Origin of the sequence: Pseudarthrobacter sp. B4EP4b, from assembly GCF_006680095.1 — a bacterium.
Lineage (GTDB): Bacteria > Actinomycetota > Actinomycetes > Actinomycetales > Micrococcaceae > Arthrobacter.
On record NZ_VHIJ01000039.1, the window covers coordinates 1 to 16,818 of the forward strand.

At 67.8% G+C, this 16,818-nt stretch carries 13 protein-coding genes; 3 read left to right on the forward strand and 10 right to left on the reverse strand.

All coding sequences use genetic code 11. The annotated features are described in order from the left end of the window. Window positions 1-1,925 (reverse strand): VWA domain-containing protein (locus FNL14_RS13535; RefSeq protein WP_142060822.1); only part of this gene is annotated, 1,925 nt, incomplete at its 3' end. A 44-nt stretch (window positions 1,926-1,969) separates the two neighbouring features. Next, window positions 1,970-3,358 carry a sigma 54-interacting transcriptional regulator gene (locus FNL14_RS13540; RefSeq protein ID WP_142060824.1) on the reverse strand — a complete coding sequence of 463 codons (1,389 nt, stop codon included), beginning with the start codon at window positions 3,356-3,358 and terminating at the stop codon, window positions 1,970-1,972. 90 nt (window positions 3,359-3,448) lie between these two features. Here FNL14_RS13540 and FNL14_RS13545 point away from each other — a divergent pair, with 90 nt between their 5' ends. Genes FNL14_RS13545 through FNL14_RS13555 form a run of 3 tightly spaced genes read left to right on the forward strand, consistent with a single transcriptional unit; the run spans window position 3,449 to window position 5,591 of the window. After that, a complete protein-coding gene (locus FNL14_RS13545) occupies window positions 3,449-4,081 on the forward strand; it encodes an MSMEG_4193 family putative phosphomutase (RefSeq protein WP_142060826.1) in 633 nt (210 codons plus the stop codon). A 31-nt stretch (window positions 4,082-4,112) separates the two neighbouring features. After that, window positions 4,113-4,814 carry an SCO1664 family protein gene (locus FNL14_RS13550; protein ID WP_142060829.1) on the forward strand — a complete coding sequence of 234 codons (702 nt, stop codon included), beginning with the start codon at window positions 4,113-4,115 and terminating at the stop codon, window positions 4,812-4,814. A gap of 12 nt (window positions 4,815-4,826) precedes the next feature. Further along, window positions 4,827-5,591, forward strand: coding sequence for an MBL fold metallo-hydrolase (locus FNL14_RS13555; protein ID WP_142060831.1), 765 nt, complete (start codon window positions 4,827-4,829; stop codon window positions 5,589-5,591). A gap of 9 nt (window positions 5,592-5,600) precedes the next feature. Here FNL14_RS13555 and FNL14_RS13560 read toward each other — a convergent pair whose 3' ends face one another. The 8 genes from FNL14_RS13560 to FNL14_RS13590 all read right to left on the reverse strand — a co-directional run bounded on the left by FNL14_RS13560 (window position 5,601) and on the right by FNL14_RS13590 (window position 16,734). Then, window positions 5,601-7,046 carry a short-chain fatty acid transporter gene (locus tag FNL14_RS13560; protein ID WP_142060832.1) on the reverse strand — a complete coding sequence of 482 codons (1,446 nt, stop codon included), beginning with the start codon at window positions 7,044-7,046 and terminating at the stop codon, window positions 5,601-5,603. A gap of 104 nt (window positions 7,047-7,150) precedes the next feature. Beyond that, the gene (locus FNL14_RS13565) at window positions 7,151-7,828 is read right to left on the reverse strand and encodes a cyclodeaminase/cyclohydrolase family protein (RefSeq protein ID WP_142060834.1); all 678 of its coding nucleotides are present in this window, start codon (window positions 7,826-7,828) and stop codon (window positions 7,151-7,153) included. 45 nt (window positions 7,829-7,873) lie between these two features. Then, entirely contained in the window at window positions 7,874-8,743 is an 870-nt protein-coding gene (locus FNL14_RS13570; RefSeq protein ID WP_142060836.1) for a helix-turn-helix domain-containing protein, read from the reverse strand. A gap of 49 nt (window positions 8,744-8,792) precedes the next feature. After that, on the reverse strand, window positions 8,793-11,129 hold the full coding sequence (locus tag FNL14_RS13575) for a beta-galactosidase (protein ID WP_142060838.1): 2,337 nt from the start codon (window positions 11,127-11,129) through the stop codon (window positions 8,793-8,795). Between the two features lie 15 nt (window positions 11,130-11,144). Next, a complete protein-coding gene (locus FNL14_RS23650) occupies window positions 11,145-11,525 on the reverse strand; it encodes a cellulase-like family protein (protein ID WP_255470835.1) in 381 nt (126 codons plus the stop codon). Next, window positions 11,519-12,457, reverse strand: a complete 939-nt coding sequence (locus FNL14_RS13580; RefSeq protein WP_255470836.1) for a cellulase-like family protein — start codon at window positions 12,455-12,457, stop codon at window positions 11,519-11,521. Before FNL14_RS13580 ends, FNL14_RS23650 begins: the two co-directional genes overlap by 7 nt. Further along, window positions 12,454-15,774, reverse strand: a complete 3,321-nt coding sequence (locus FNL14_RS13585; RefSeq protein WP_142060840.1) for a DUF5107 domain-containing protein — start codon at window positions 15,772-15,774, stop codon at window positions 12,454-12,456. The genes FNL14_RS13580 and FNL14_RS13585 overlap by 4 nt, the downstream gene beginning before the upstream one ends. A gap of 294 nt (window positions 15,775-16,068) precedes the next feature. Continuing rightward, complete coding sequence (locus FNL14_RS13590; protein ID WP_142060842.1) at window positions 16,069-16,734, reverse strand: dihydrofolate reductase family protein; 666 nt, start codon at window positions 16,732-16,734, stop codon at window positions 16,069-16,071. Window positions 16,735-16,818 lie beyond the last annotated feature (84 nt).

Here is a 16,818-nt window from a genome sequence, read left to right on the forward strand (position 1 = left end):
CCGCCGACGTCGGGCGCCACCACCCTGGCCCCCACCCGCCGGGCCATGCGCTGCACGAACCGCTCCAGGCTGGGATCGTTGCCGAGCCGGAAGAACGTGGTTTGGGTACCACCGCGGCCCAGCCGGTCGAGCTCCGCTACGGTGACCCGGATGGTTTCCGGATCCGAGGGCCAGCAGAACCACGGCTCGCCATCGGGCAGCAGGTGGGCGGTGGGTTCGCCGTCGGTCACCAGCAGCAGGACGTGCTGCATTGACGGGTGCCGGCGGAAGAAGCGGCCGGCCAGCAGCAGGCCGTGGTGCAGGTTCGTGCCCTGTTCCCGCCGCGACGGCAGTGCCGTCAGCTCGGCGATGTCCATGGACCGGGCATAGCGCCCGAACGTGATCAGTTCGAGGCGGTCGCCGCGGAAGCGCGTGGAAATGAGGTGGTGCAGGGCCAGGGCGGTGCGCTTCATCGGTACCCAGCGCCCCTCGGCCGCCATCGAGAAGGAGACGTCAACCAGCAGGACGACGGCGGCCTGGATGCGTGCCTCGGTTTCGCTGACTTCGATGTCGGCGGCGGTGAGCCGCAGTCCCTGGGCCGGCGTGCCGCCGTCGGCCACCGTGCGGTGTATCGCGTTGGTCATGGTGCGGGTGACGTCCCAGGGCTCGGCGTCCCCGAACTCCCAGGGCCGGCTGGAACCGGTCTGCTCGCCGGCTGCGCCGGCCGTGCGCGTGTCCCGGCGCCCCTGCCGGCCGGACAGCTGCTTCGCGGTGTCCCGCAACAGGGACCTGCCCAGTTGCCGCATGGCCTGCGGGGAGAGCCGCAGGTCGCCGTCACTTCCCTTGCGCAGGTAGCCGCCGTCCTGCATGGCCCGTTCAATCCCGGCCAGGGTGCGGGCCGTGACGGCGGCGTTCTGCCCGAGCTGGCGGGCCAGGGCATCGAGGTCCAGGTCGTCCAGGTTGGATCCGTTGTAGGACTGGGACAGCTGGTCGGCGAGTCCGTCCAGTTCGGCGATGTCCTGGAGTACTCCTGTGCCGTCGCCCAGTCCCAGGCCCTCCTGGCCCTCGAACCGCTCGGATCCGTTCCAGTCCTCACCCGGCCGCAGGGCGCGGAGGCTGTCATCGAGCTGGTCCAGCTGCGCCATCAGTTCCGGTGAGCCGAAAGCCTGGGCGGAAAGCCGCATCAGCTCCTCGCGCTGCTCAAGGGACATCGACTGCAGGAGGCGCTGGGCGGCGGCGGCGCGCCTGGCGAGGGCGTCGATCAGTTCCTCGACCGATTGTGGGTTCTCCGGGAAGAAGTCGCCGTGCTTTGCCATAAAGTCCTGGAAGTCCTGGTCCGTGTCCTCGCCGCGCCGGTGTTTGTCCAGCAGCCCGTTGAGGTCCCGCAGCATCTCTGCCACGGCTGCCTTGTCCTCGTCCGTGGCGTTTTCGAGTGCCTGCTTCATGCCGGCGAACCGCTGGTCGAGGACCTCGCGGCCCAGCAGGTCCTTGATCCGCTCGTAGGCTTCCCGGGCGGTCCCGGACTGCCAGTCATAGGAGGCCAGTTCGTTCACCGCCGCCGCCGTGGACTGCGGCAGGTTCTGCAACTGCATCTCACGGAAGGCCCGGTCGTTGTCATCCATCATCGCGTCGCGGGCGAGCTGCTTGCGTTCCTCCAGCACCGCTGTCTCAAGGAGCTTCTGGACCTCGTTGAGTGTTCCGTCCAGCCGGTGCCGGCCCAGCAGTTCGCTGCGGCGCTGCTGCACACGCCGGGCGAGGTCATCCAGGCCTTCCCGGTCCCGCCCGCCGCGGCGCAGGAACTCCTCCAGCGCATGCCGCGGCGAGTACCCGGCCATCACGTCCTCGGCGACGGCGTCCAGCGCCTCGGCAAGGTCAACCGGCGGCGCGAGCGGATCGGGCCCGCCCGTGTACCGGCCGTACCTGGCGGAGTGGTTGTGGCTGGCCATGACGCCTCCTCTGCTGTGCACCGGCGGTACTGCTTCCAGCCCGGCTAGCCGTAGATGGTTTCCTCGTCGTCGGATTCCTTCGAGATCCGGCGGGCGAGGTACAAGCCTTCCAGGGCAAGTTCGATGGCGGCGGCGCGCTGTCCCTGGTTCTTCGCTCCCAGGCGTCCGCTGATCTGGTCGTATAGTCCCGAGCCGTTCAGGGACGGCAGGTTGGCCAGGAACTCATCCGCCGTGACATGGTCCCCGGTGGTCACTGTCCGGTGGCCGTCCAGCGCGGCCACCAGCGGGCCCATGTCGATGCCCTGGAAGTGCGCCCGCACCGCTTCGGCAGTGGCCGTGCGCAGGAGGTGGTCGAGGACTGCCTGTTCCCGGCCCTCCTCACCTGATTCGAATTCGATCTTGCCCGTGAGGACGTCCACCGCGGTGCCGAGGTCAACGATCCTTGCCACGGCTTCGCCTTCCCCGCGCACGCTGGCCCGGCGCAGTGCAGCCGCCGCCACCGTTTCGGCGCCGGCGATCGCGAACCGCGCTGAAACGCCGGAGGTCTGGTTGATCGCCGGTGACTGCCGCAGCGCCCGGGTGTAGCGGGCCAGGATTTCGAGGATGACCGGCGGCACGTCGGCCACCAGTTGCCCCTCCTGCCGGATCACCGAGACCTCGTCGTCCAGCTCAAGGGGGTAGTGCGTGCGGATTTCGGCGCCGAAGCGGTCCTTCAACGGCGTGATGATCCGGCCGCGGTTGGTGTAGTCCTCGGGGTTGGCGGAGGCGACAACCAGGACATCCAGTGGCAGCCGCAGCACGTAGCCGCGGATCTGGATGTCACGTTCCTCCATCACGTTGAGCATCGACACCTGGATCCGCTCGGCGAGGTCCGGCAGTTCGTTGATGGCGATGATCCCCCGGTTGGAGCGGGGCACCAGGCCGTAGTGGATGGTTTCAGGATCGCCCAGGCGGCGGCCTTCGGCGACGCGCATCGGGTCCACGTCTCCGATCAGGTCCGCGACTGAGGTGTCGGGGGTGGCGAGCTTCTCCACGTACCGCTCCGAGCGGTGTCGCCATGCCACCCGCATCCGGTCCCCTTCGGTGAGGGCGCGGGCCCGGGACTGCACGGTGATCGGCTCGTAAGGGTGCTCGTTCAGCTCCGAATCCTCGATCACAGGAGACCATTCGTCCAGCAACCCCGCCAGCGTGCGCAGGAGCCGCGTCTTGCCCTGCCCGCGCTCTCCGAGCAGGACCACATCGTGGCCGGCGATCAGGGCGCGCTCCAGCTGGGGAATGACCGTGCGGCTGAAGCCGTACAGCCCGGGCCACGGATCGTGGCCTTCGGCGAGCGCGGCGAGCAGGTTGTCGCGGATTTCGTGGCGCAGGTCTTTCTGGACATGCCCGGCTGCACGCAATTCACCAACAGTGAAGATTTCGGGTCGATCAGTCACCACTCCACGGTAGCCCCAGGCCTGCCGGGAATCGAGGAAATTCCAGGAATCATCGCACGCGGTCCCGCCGGCCCATCTACTCTTGTGCTGATGACTGCCCAGCGCACCCTGATTCTCCTGATCCGGCATGGGGAGACGCCAACCACCGGGAAGGTGCTGCCGGGCCGCGCGCCGGGACTGCACCTGTCCGAGCGGGGCCGGGCCCAGGCCCAACGGGTGTCGGAGCGCCTCGCGGGCTTGCCCGTCGCCGCCATCTACTCCTCGCCCCTGGAACGGACCAGCGAGACGGCGGCTCCTTCCGCCACCAGCGCCGGCTTGGCGCTGCATCACGACGACGGGCTGATCGAATGCGATTTCGGGGACTGGACGGGCGCGCCGCTCGCCGAACTCGCAGCCCTGCCACAGTGGCAGGGAGTGCAGCACAGTCCCTCAACGTTCCGTTTTCCCAACGGGGAAAGCTTCACCCAGATGCAGGCGCGGATGGTTGGTGCACTCGAGGCGCTGCGGGCGGCCCACCCGGGCGCCGTCGTCGTATGTTTCTCCCATGCCGATCCCATCAAAGCGGCCGTGGCGCACGCCATGGGCACACACCTGGACCTGTTCCAGCGGATCATGATCAGCCCGGGATCGGTGTCTGCCATCGAGTATGAGGATGGCCACCCGCCGGCAGTGCTGATGGTGAATTCAACGTCTGAGCCGCTGAGCGGGCTGAGGGCGCTGTGATCACCGGGGGTAGAAAGCGAGGGGACGGCCGGTGTCCGGGCGGGAACTGACGCTGCTGGCGGAAGGGCGGGTGGACCTCATCGCACGCATCCCCCGCAGCAGCAACGCCACCTTCCTGGTCCGGGTTTCCTGGAACGGGGAGTCCGCCCATGCGGTGTACAAACCGGAGTCCGGGGAACGGCCTTTGTCCGACTTCGAGCCCGGGCTGTACCGGCGCGAGCGCGCTGCTTACCTCCTGAGCGAATACCTGCGGTGGGGCCTGGTGCCGCCTACGGTGATCCGCGATGACCCGCCCCTTGGTGTCGGCTCGCTGCAGTGGTTTGTGGCCTGTGACTACCGCGAGCACTACTTCACGTTGTACGGGGACGAGCCGCAAACCCACGGCGACCTGGCCCGGATTGCGCTGTTTGATGTCATCAGCAACAACACCGACCGCAAAAGCGGACATGTGCTGCGGGGCCGCGACGGCCGCGTGTGGGGCATCGACCACGGGCTGTGCTTTTCGGCGGACTTCAAACTGCGCACCGTCATCTGGGACTTTGCCGGGAACCCGGTCCCGGACGCCCTGCTGGTGGACATCGCGCCGCTCGCCGAGGAAGTTCCTTCCAACGTGGCGGAGCTGCTTTACCCTGCCGAAGTCCGTGCGCTGCGGCGCCGGGTTCAGCGCATATTGAGCAGTGGCGTCCTGCCGGCTGACCCCACCGGCATGCGCTACCCGTGGCCGCTGGTGTAGGTCGGTTCAACCATGCACTCCACAGCCAGGAACTGGCAGCCCGCAGACCATCTGTCCGAGCCGGCCCCCGGTGTCCATCACGTCCAGGGCCCTGCGTCGAACTGGGTGGTGGTCCGCGACCTGACGGGATTTATGCTCATCGACACCGGCTACCCCTCGGACCGGCCCCTGGTCCTGGCGTCAATCCGCCACCTGGGACTGGAGCCAGCTGACGCCCGGGCCGTACTCATCACCCACGGGCACGTGGACCACACAGGCTCCGCAGCCTACTTCGCCAGCACCTACGGGACGCCGGTCCTCTGTGCGGCGGAAGAGCTCGCCCATGTCCAGGGCAAGGAAAAGCACCAGGTCACGTTCGGCCAGGTTATGGTCCGTGCCTGGCGCCCGCGCGTTTTCCGCTGGCTGCTCCACGTCATCCGGTCCGGGGCCCTGAAGGCACAGCCGGCAACGCAGGCCAGTGCCTGGGACAGGGAAACGCTCCGGAACCTGCCAGGCCGGCCCGAAGCCATGCCGGTGCCGGGACACACACCCGGGAACTCCGCGATCCACCTCACGATGGCGGGCGCCGTGGCCGTCGGGGACTGCTTCGTCAGTGGCCATCCGCTGAGCCGGGAGACCGGACCGCAGATGCTCCACCCCATGTACCACTCGGACCCGGCGGCTGCCCTCGAATCTACGCACCGCCTGGCCGGCGTCGAAGCATCGGTGATCCTTCCCGGCCACGGTCCGGCACTGCACATGCCCTTGGCGGACGCCGTCGCGGCCCTCCGCCGCTAGGGTGGTTCCCTACTGCCCCGGAGGCATCACCGGCGGGACGAATTCGAACGTCATCCCCAGGAGCCAGACCAGCAGGAGCACCACCGGCAGGTGGAACACAAACTGCAGGAACGTGAAGCCCACCAGGTCGCGGGCCCGCAGCCTGAGGACCGCCAGCAGCGGCAGCATAAAGAACGGGTTGATGAGGTTCGGCAGCGCCTCGGCGATGTTGTAGATCTGCACGGTCCAGCCAAGGTTCATCTGCACGTCGGTGGCGGACTGCATCACGTACGGCGCCTCCACCAGCCATTTTCCGCCGCCGGACGGTACCAGCAGCCCCAGGACGGCCGTGTAGAGGGCAATCACGACGGCGAACGCGCCGTTGCCGCCGATGTCCGAGAAGAACCCGGCCAGGTGGGAGGAGATGGTCATGCCGCCGTGGCCCGTGGCCTTGGTCAGGATTGCTGCCATGGCCGCGTACAGCGGGAACTGGACCAGGATCCCGGCTGTGGCCGGGACGGCCTTGGTGACGGCCTGCAGGAAGTTCCGCGGTGTCCCGTGCAACACCAGGCCCAGGATCAGGAACACCAGCAGGTAGCCGTTCAGGCTGCTCACCACGGTGAGGAACGGTTTGGTCAGGAACTGGGAGACCAGCCAGCCGAGAGTCAGGATGCCGGCAAGGATGGGCAGGATCCGGCTGTATTCGAGCCATTCGCCCGGGCGGGACCGCGGAGCCGGTTCGCTGGGTTCGTCGTCGAGGTCGACGCCGAGATCCTCCGCCGTGCGGATGGCGCCGCCGCGGGGTGCCGAGAAATGGGCGATCACCGTGGTCAGTGCCATCAGGATGACGAGCGTGAGCAGGGACTGCCAGGTGAAGATGGTTGTGCTGAAGTCGAGGATTCCAGTGATCTTCAGCAGGGCAGGAGGCAGCGAGGCGGCGGTGGCCTGCAGCTGGGCGGCTGAAGAGGACAGGCCCAGTGCCCAGACGGCGCCAAGGCCCATAAACGCGGCCGCGCCGAGCGCCCGGTAGTCCACCGTGAGGTCCTTGCGCCGTGCAATCGCCCTGGCCAGCAGCCCGCCGAAGATCAGGCTCAGGCCCCAGTTCAGGAACGATACGGACATGGACATCAGTGCCACGAAGCTCACTGCCGTGCGGGCCGTAGCCGGGATCAGCGCCAGCCGGTTGATGAGCCTCGCCACCGGAGGGGACGTCGCCACCACGTAACCGGTGAGGACCACCATGGCCATCTGCAGTGTGAAGGCGGTCAGGTCCCAGAAGCCGTTGCCGAAGGAATCGGCGATGGACTGCGGTGAGGCCCCGATGGCCAGGGCCGCGGCGGCAATGATCACCACGCCGGCCAGGGCGAAGACGTAGGCATCCGGGAACCACTTTTCGGTCCAGGCCGCCATCCGCTGGGCAACCCGGGCCAGGCCCTGTTCTTCAGTTGCGCCTTCCGTCAAGACTGTGTTTCCCACAGGAACTACCTCTCCATCGAGTGCCACGTTGTTACCCGAGGGAGCTTAGTGCGGATCAGCACGGAAACCGGTTAATCAGCACTAACCCAGCGTGCCGCGGGCTGCTACACAGCGTCCTGAACGGCGTCCGTGTCGGTGGGCGCGGCGCGGTGGTCCACGCTCGCCGTCAGTTCGTCTATGCGTTCGACTGCCGAGTTGAGTTGCTGGACCGTTGCCCACAGAACGGGCTGCCCGTCACGGATCTCTTCAAGTGTGGCGCCGGCGGACCGCAGGGTGGCGAGGTCGAAACTGACGTTGGTGCGGGCCCCCGTCACTGCTGCCCGCAGGGCGCCGAACGCGACCACTACATCGGCAATGAGGGCCGGGTTCCCGTTGGCGGCAAGCCAGCCGAGGTCTTCAATGGCTTTGACAGCGTGGTCGCCCAGCACTGCCGATGCCTGGGCGGCGTTCACCGACGCCTGCCGGATGGCATCGTCACGTTGCGGCCCCGGTTCGAGGCGGAACGCGGCGCCAAACGCTTCGGAAGCGGCAGCATCGCCGTCGGCAAGTTCAAGCGCGGTCCGGCGCAACGTGCACGCCCGCGCGTGGACGTCCGCCAATTCCTTCCGCTGCTCTTCGCCAGGTTCGGTGTAGCCGGCCACCATGGAGGTCAGCGATGCGGCGATGGCAAGCATCACGCCGGTCCCGGCACCGCCTCCCGGGGAGCCCTTCGACTCCGCAAGGGCCTGGGTCCATGCTTCAACGGTCGAATCGTGGGTTGTCACCGCTTCAGTTTCAGCCATGGAACCTATTGTCCCCACATGTTTGGCCGATCCCGGGCAACCCGCTCAGCCCTTCCGTTCGGCCCGGTAGGCCCGCGGGCTGATGCCATGCAGCCGCCGGAACTGCCGGGAGAAGTAGAACTGGTCAGCCACGCCCACCTCTCGCCCCACCGCCGCAACCGTCAGGTCCGTGGTGTCCAGCAGGAGCCGTGCCCGCGCCATCTTCAGCGCTGTGTGGTGGGCCAGCACTCCCCCGCCCGTCGCTTCCCGGAAAAGCTTGCTCAGCTGTGAGGACGATACACCCACCAGCGCCGCCAGATCGGACAGCCGGACTGTGCCGTCCACCCTGTCCTCGAGGAACTTCATGGCTTCCTGCAGCGGCGTGCCCTGCCCGGGGACGCGGCGGTCCACGGCCAGGGTGGCCAGCAGCTTCCACGCCATCCCGGCCGTGGCCACCAGCCGGGCCGGCGACTGTTCCTGTTCCAGGGCCGAGATGATCTCGTCCAGCATGGCCGTCAGCCTGTCCACGGCCACCAGCGGAATAACGGGACGGTCCGGACGGACGCCCGACTCGGCGACGAGTTCGGCAGCGTCGGAGCCGCGGACGTGGCACCACCAGATAGTCCAGGGGTCGTCCCTGGAGGCACCGTATGCATGTGCCTCCCCCGTACCGCCGGGAAGCACGACGGCGGTGCCCTTGCCGACGTCGAACCGGGCACCTTGTGTTTCCACCCAGCCGGTTCCCGCGACGCAGAGGATGACGATGGTTTCCTGCGCGCCCTCGGGACGGTACCGGCCGTGGGCCTCAGCGAGGGGGAAGACTCCGGCGTCGGTGACCAGCAGCCGGCGGGTGACGGGACGGGCGAGTGCTTCGCGGACCAGCGGCCGCGGCACCACCACAAGCCGCTGGTTCCGGAACCCCGTTGCCCGTTCCACACCCGCTCCTTCCGTCACCAAACGTCCATACTATGGCGGACAGGATGACTCAGGCAGGCTCCTCCTGCCACGCGGCCCAGTGGATCAGTTCCACGCTGTCCAGGGCCGCCAGGTCGCCGTCGGCATCATCGCGCCTGCGCTGGGCCGCCTGCGGCACCCCCACCTTCGCGCCCTTCGGCAGGGGAAGGACCTGAAGCAGGACCTCAGCGCCGGGGCCGATTCCGGCGTCGTGCGTTTCGATGACCCAGGGGGAACCGTCCCAGAAGCGGTCGGCAACCACTGTGCCGTCAACGAGCAGCCTTGCGACGTCTCCTGCCCAGGCGATCTCCAGCTCCGCGTGCCCCTCTCCCGCCGGGAAGGGCGCCGTCGGCTCAAGCCGGTAGACCTCTGCACCTTCGTCCATGTCCCTGTCCGTGGGAGCGGCCGCCCGGCCGGCAAGGGAGCCGAAGGAATCGGGGACGGGCGCCGCGGCCCGGATGCGTTCGGCAGTGAGGGTTTGGCGCGTCGTTTCCGGGTCGGCCGCGGAGGTCCGCACATCCTCGAACCGGCGGGACTCTGCGGAGTACCGACGGATCGAAGGTGATCCCGGCGACCTTCCGGCCAGGAGTCCGTCCCCGCCGGTCCAGAGCGGATCGGCCGACAGGACCAGCAGCCTTCCGCGCCTTGTATCCAGGACCCAGGCCTGATCCGCCAGTTCAGCCGGCAGGACCAGGATGTTCAGCTCACTGCCCGAGGACCGCGCCGTCAGAGTGGCTGTCGTGGTGGGATCGGCGGCGTAGGCGTTACCGCCCAGGGCGGCAGCCGCCCCCTCAAGGACTGTTCCTTCAGGGAAACAGAGCTGCGGTTCGATGCCTGCTTCGACTGCCAGGACCAAGGTCGGTGCCGATTCGGGCCCGAGCAGGGTGAGCGGCGATGCCGTGGCCCACCTTAGGCGGACTCCGGCAATGTCGAGGTTGACCGGCCACGCAGCGATGGTGCCGGCCGGGATGGTGACAGGCTGTTGGGGAAAAGTCACCCTTACCGCCTCCAGTGACAGGCTGAACTGCGCGCCGCCGTGATCCGGCAGCGGGACGTGGGGCTGGTGCCAGGTGATGAACACGAACCCGGCCGCCCCATCCGAGCGCAGCGCCCAGCGGAGCGTCTCGGAGTCCTCCACACCGGCGGGCACCCGGTCCGGCAGCGTGGACGGCATCGGGGAGAGCCGGTGGCCGAACGCAGCCAGGAACGCGTGCTGCCTGCGCAGCAGTGCAAAGCTGCGTGCGAGCCTGCCGGCGGCGCCAATCGGTGCGTGGAAATCGTAATCGAACACCGGAAGATCGTTCGGGTAGCCGGTTGCCTGGGATTCCTGCAGGCCGCCGGGAGGATTGGTTCCGCCCGTGAACATGTAGTATCCCTGCCAGCCGGAACCGCTGCCGATCTTGTTGTTGGCCACGGCGGCCACGTCCTTGCCCGTGGGCCACGGCCGGCGCTGGTAGGCGGTGGCCATGCCGCCGGTCAGCTCGCAGGTGGCGGGCGGGTAGAGGGCCGACGGCGACCGGGGCGGCTCTGCCCCACTGCCGGAGAAATGCTCGCGGAGGTCGGCGCCGATGCCGGGGTCATCCCACTGGTGGCTGAAGAAGTAGTGCTGCCGGAAGGTGGGATCCCAGGGCGCGTCAGCGTCCACCCAGAAGCCGTCGCCGTAGCCGCCAAAGACCGGCAGGACCTCCTCCTCGGGGATGTCCGCCCCGCCCCAGGCTGTGGCGGTCCAGATTGGCGCGCTCAGTCCGGCTTCGCGGGCGAGCCTCTTGAGCTCGCTGATGTGTCCGGACTGGTCGTACAGTTCGTTTTCCAGCTGGATACCGATGACGTTGCTCTCCGGCCCGGTCAGCCCCGCCAGCTCCGTGCCGAGGCGGTTGAACCAGCGTTCCACGAGCGCCAGATAGGCGGGATCGTTCGTGCGGTGTTCGACGGCGGCTCCCTGGACCCAGTCCGGGAAGCCGCCGTTGCGGGCCTCGCCGTGCGCCCAGGGCCCAATGCGCAGGACCACGTCCAGATCCAGGGCAGCGCACAGCCGGACGAAGGCGGCAACATCCAGGTTGCCGTCGAAACGGGCCCTACCTTCGGTCTGCTCATGGTGGATCCAGAAAATGTAGCAGGCCACCACGGTGATGCCGCCCGCTTTCATCAGCCGCAGCCGGTCTTCCCAACGGGTCCTGGGGAGGCGGCTGAAGTGGATTTCGCCTGACACCGGTACGGCCGGACGGCCGCCGCATTCGATGTACTGGCTGGTGAGCCGCCATCTGCTGTGCTGGTCTTCCCTATTGCTCATGAGCGGGAGCTGAAGGGCCCGCTCGTGGGGCCGGTGAGTGGCCGTGAGGAGTTCGAGGGTGGTTTGTTCAGAAGGCATAGGGTTTCTTTCAGCTCACGGGGCGGTCAGGATGACGTTGTTCATGCGGCGCTGCCACCCGTCGTCGGCCCACAGAGGGTGGTGCGGGGCAGCGTTTGAGCACAGGACCATGCCCCAGATTCCGTGCTGCAGCGCCGTGCGGATGCCGCGTTCGGCCAGGTCCTTGCCGAGGGGGCCTTCCTCGAAGGTGCCGTGGAGCGGGGTGTAGCCGATCCAGCCTTCGCCCACCACGGCCGGCACGTTCTTCCAGCGGGCCCAGGCCGCGATGGCGATGACCCGCGACTCGACTTCCCGCCTCATCACCTCGCGGTAGGGCCCGTACTCGTTGTAGAGCCAGGTATCCCACGCCTCCGGATCAATCCAGTCGTACCCGTAGAACATCTGGTCTGTCACCACAGTGCCGCGGTACTTCCAGTCGGCCAGGCGTCCGTACTCTTCAATCGACGGCGCATCGGGGCGCAGCAGGGCACGCAGGGCCGGGTTGGGAAAGTCCGCCGTGCCTTCGGAACGGATGTCGATCTGCTGCTGCAGCGCATCCAGCACACCGTAGCTGTAGACATGGAATGCGCCGCACCGAGCCCGCCAGGGACGGTGTGCATCGCAAGGTGCGGTGGTTTGCCGTAGCTGGCGGTGACCAGGAGGTCCGGATGCAGTGACCGCAGCCGGTGCAGCTGCCCGCTGCCGCCGTCGGCCAGCGCGGGCAGGATGGAGAAATCCACCTCGTTATGCAGTTCCACCATGGCGATGCGGTTCCGGTGGCCGGCCGCAGTGAGCGCGTTGATGAGCCGGTCCCAGGCGTCCGCCAGCATGCGGTACCTGTCAGCGAGGGGGACGGAATCGATGGCGTCGAACCACTCCGGGGACCGGGCGAACACCGTGGACTGCTGGTACTCCCAGCTGGCCAGGATGACAACGAATCCGTGCCGGGCTGCGGCGTCGAAAAGTTCCAGCAGGCGCTCCCGGAGGTTCAGGCGGTAACCACCCGGCACGTCATACCAGCGCGTGCCCCGTCCGTAGATGCCGCCGTCCGGGGCCTGCCCCAGGCCCTCGATCTCAAGGTCAGTGGCCAGGTGATCCAGCCCCAGCCCGCCGAAGAGCAGCAGCGGGGCGGAGCAGATGCGGATGGTGTTGTAGCCCAGCTTTGCTGCTTGAGCGCAGGCAGCGTCCAGGTCCGCGTACGGGCCGCCGTCCTCGGCGCGGGTGTACCAGGAGAAGTCCCACAGGCTGATGGTCAGGCGGGATGGAAGGTGCGACGGCGGTGTTCCCGTCAGGGCGCTCGGGCCGGCTTCGAGCGTTCCGGAGCCGAGGTACCGCGGTGCCTCGGTCACAGGCTTGCCCCTTCCTTGTGGTGCGGGCCTTGGTGCGGGCTTCCCCGTAAAGCCCGGCCCTCCGCGGCGAGCAGGCGGAGTGAGCGGCCCGTTGTGTTCCGGGCGGCGGCTGTATCAGTATTGAACAGCAGCAGTTCGGGCAGGGACGTCGCAAAATAGTCGGGCGCGGCCGGGGCGGCCGCCAGCTCATCAGCCCGGTCTTCGAGGCACTGCCAGGCAGCTTCCGCTTCCGTCTCCCGGCCCAGCCGGGTGAGGGCCACGCCCCGCCAGTAGTCGGCGGGGCCGGCGGGTGCGGGGTCCACGGCCAACGGGCTGCTTTTCCGGCAGGCCAGATTCCACGCGCCGGTTGCTGCCCCTGAATCTCCGGCCAGTTCGAGCGCGTCCCCCAGCGCCACCAGGCGTTCGGCCATGGTGTCCGCCGGATGCCGTCCCTCGCCCAGGTTCGCCGGGGCCTCGACGCCGGCGCGCAGCAAGGCGATTGCCGCCCTCGGGTCTTGCTCCATCAGCGCCCTGGCCTGCCGGACCGCCGCGCGGTCGTAGGCTGCGAGCGCCTTCCCTTCACCGCCTTCGAAGGGCTGGAAGGTGCGGGTGGACATGATCTCCAGGGCCTCCTCGACGCGTCCTGCATCAATCAGCAGGTTGACGTAGAGCAGCACCAGGTCATCGCGGTCCAGGACCGAACGGGAGTGCTGTTCGATGGCGGCGATCCGTTCCTCGATCGGCGCCGCGCGGAGCCCGGCCAGGACGGAGCGTTCAAAAACCAGCCGTGCATCATCGGGGCTCAGTTTAAGGGCATGGTCGAAGTACCGGTCGGCGGCGTCGGGATCACCGCCGGTATTGACGGTGGCAATGGCCGCATTCCGCCAGACCACCGGATCCGCAGAACCGAGCAGCATGGACTTTTCCAGGTGGGCCAGGGCGTCGCCGGTGCGCCCGGCGTCCAGCAGCCAGCATCCCAGGAGCCCGTGTGCCACCTCGTCCCTGGGATCCGCCTCAAGGGCCCGGTGCAGCGCGTCGTATTCGTCCAGTCCATAGGGGAAGGCATAGGCGGTATCGCTGCGCCTTGCCGCCATACGTTCTGCCGCAGCCGCCTCCGGGTCCAACAGATCCTCGAACCAGGCGGAACGGAGGTAGTGTCGCAGGGGCTCCGGGTTGCCGAAGACTTTGTTGGCGCCTGCGGCTGGCGCCTGTCCGGTGAGGTCCAGTGCACGCTGCCACTGCCCTGCCCGCGCCAGCCAGCAGGCCACTGTCAGGGAGGTCTTGGGATCCACGGCGTCAAGGGAGCCATCCAGTGCCAGTGCCACGGGGTCCAGCGGATCCGACACGAGGATGTCCTGCAGCAGGCGGGCGCTTTCGTCCAGGCGTCCGGAGCCTGTCAGGGCAAGGAACAGCAGGTGCTTCGCCTCCGGGCTGGCCGGATCCAGCCGCAGTGCGGCGTCCGCGTGCCGGTGTGCTTCAGCGGGCTGTCCTGACCTCAGGGCCAGGCGGCCAAGTGCCAGGTGTGCCGGATGGGCCCAGGCCCTGTCCCACGCTGCCTTCCCGAACCGCTCCTGCGCTTCATCCAGGTGGCCCGCACGCTCCAGCACGAGGCCGAGCCGGTAGCTGGCCTCCCCGCTGGGCGGGTTCAGGTTGCGCCGGGTCAACCGCGCCAGCGCGCTTTCCAGCAGCTTCCGGGCCTGTGCGTAGTGGCCGGCCCGGTACTTGGCGGCTGCCAGGGCTGTCGACGCGCGGGAGTCCTGCGGGTCCCGGCGGAGCATCTCCTCCAAGTATGGCAGGGGCGAGCGCGTGGGATGCCGGTTCTGCGCCAGGTGGGTTGCTGTCACGAAGAGCTCGTCCGGGCCATCGACGTCCGACGGCGCTGGCGGCTCAGCCGCTATCCAGGGTTCAACAGGAGTGTCCTCGTGCTGGCGCGGAGTCCATGAGATCAGTTCCCGGTCCCCGTCCAGGACCAGCAGGGTAAGGTCGGTTTCGCATACGGGCCCGGGCAGTTCGGCTGTCGCAGTGAAAGGGTTGGCCGGTGAGATCCGGGCAGTCCATGCGCGGACGGCAACATCGCGGTGTTTGAGCACCACGGTGGCATTTTCCCGGTGGGCCGTGGCGGACACGCCGGCGGTAACCGTGCGGCCGTCCTCCTGCAGCCGGAGTGCCACGGCCACGTCCAGGTTCGCCTGGTGCGCCGGGCCCAGCTTCCGGATCGGATACCAGAACTCGCTGAAGGTGCGGGTCTCGCCCGGAGCCAGGTAGCTGAAGTCGGGCTGGTTGTCTGTAAACACGCCGGACATCAGCTCAACGTAAGGGCCGTCGTCGTCCGTCAAGTGGGCATCCCATACCGCGCCCACGGCGCCGTTCCCCCACGTCCACTGCTTTTTGCCCGGGGAAATGCTGTGGTCGGCCCAGTGGACAAAGCCGGCACCGGCGTCATGGTCGTAGCCGCCGAAGAAGCTGTCCTTGGTGTCCGTGACCATGTAGGAGGTGGGGACCGGGATGTTGGCGTAGAAATCGATGCGGTCCGCGTCCTCCCGGCCGTGCTGTCCGGCCAGCGCCGGGTAGTCCACGCCGTAGTAGGGCCGGTCGGCGCGCGGGAAGGCGGTGACCGCGCGCCGGGCGTGGTCGGCGACGTACCGGACATCGGTGGGGAAGAAGGACTGGTATTGATCGTGGACGCGGGCCGCGGCGTTTGCCCACCAGAGGAAGGTCTGGGGTTCATCGGTCCTGTTGTACAGCCGCGCCTCGACCTCGATCAGCGAGCTGCCGGGGCGCAGCCGGACACCGTGGCTGCCCCGCATCCGTTGCAACGGGTCGAGGTCGCTGTGCCACACGGTGACCTGGCCCTCGTCGCCCCGCTCCACCGAGGTTTCTACGGGGAGGAGCGTCCCGGGGCGGTGGTGCTGTGGCCAGTTGAACTCGACACCGCCGGAGATCCACGGCCCTGCCAGCCCCACCAGGCCGGGCTTGATCACGTTGTTCCGGTAGAAGAAGTCGTAGCCGGCCGTTTTGTCGAAGCCGATATGGATGCGGCCCCCAACCTCCGGGAGCAGCATCAGGCGCACGTATTCGTTTTCCAGGTGGACAGCCTGCCAGAGCCGGGGCTCCTTGGTGGCCGAGATGCTGTCGATGAACGGCAGCGGGTACACCTTGCCGCTGGACCCCTGGTACACGCGCCGGTCCAGGAACAGCGGGTAGCGGTCGGGCTCGCCGGGAGCGTACGTGTCGATGGTGACCGGCTCGGACCAGCAGGCAACACCGCCTGCATCCAGGACGGTCTGTTGGTCAGGCGGCGCGGCAGGCAGGACTATGCGGCTTTTGTTCTGATCCATCACGAATCAAAGCCTATGGACTTCGCGTGGCCTTTCCCATGGCATATCCACGCGCATACATGGACGATCGTGTACAGCAGGGGCGTGCCCTGGGTGCGGAGAGCTGTTGCGAAGCGGACACTGTGTAGAGCTGTACTGGATGCAGGGCTCGCACTGGCGTTATTCCTGGAGGAAGCGGACACCGCTTCCGCTGTACGCGTTGGAGTGGCTGCGCGGCAATCCCGGGTACGTCGTTGAACCAGCCACAACCTGGGTGCTCTGGCTGAGCTCCAGCCTGTCGAATCCCGACAGAAGTCAAACCGAAGCTGGTTTTTCCGGTCCCGCTCCGGCAGGACTGCCGCCCGGCGGCCCGGTGAGCACTGTGGGAACGTATTCGAGCAGTTGCAGCCGGCCGTCGAAGGTCCGGCTCTCCACCATCTCCAACAAGACGTCGGGGTAGCCGTCGTAAATCCGTTCGCTGCCTGTCCGGCCCGTGATCACCGGGAAGACCACCAGCCGGAACCTGTCCACAAGGCCGGCCGCCAGCAGGGAACGGCACAGGCTCAGGCTGCCGAGGGTGCTCATCGGCCCGGTTCCGGTCCGTTTCATCTCCGCGACTGCCTCCACCGCGTCTCCAGCCACCAACTGCGAGTTCGGCCAGGTTAACGGGGCCTTCAACGTGGAGGAGAAAACGACCTTAGGGACGCCAGCCAGGCCGCTGAGGCTGGCCCCCTCGTTGTCAGAAAATCCCGAGTCCCCCGCCGCGGCTTCCTCAGACATGCCGGACATCAGACGGTAGGTGTTGGCGCCCATCAGGAAGGTGTAGTTCTTTTTCCCTTCCTCCTCGAGCCAAGCCAGGTATTCCGGGCCCTCCAGGCCCCACCAGCCGGGCCAGCCCTCGGCAGAGGCATAACCGTCCAGTGAAATGATCAGGTCCACCATCAGGTTTGCTGCCGGCGTTTTTGTCGTTTCCTGGCTCATGGCCGTCTCCTCGTTGAATCGGCGGATCCCGGAGCGGCAGCCGCGCCTTCCGGGCAGCAGGATCCGGTGCGGGTCATGCTATCC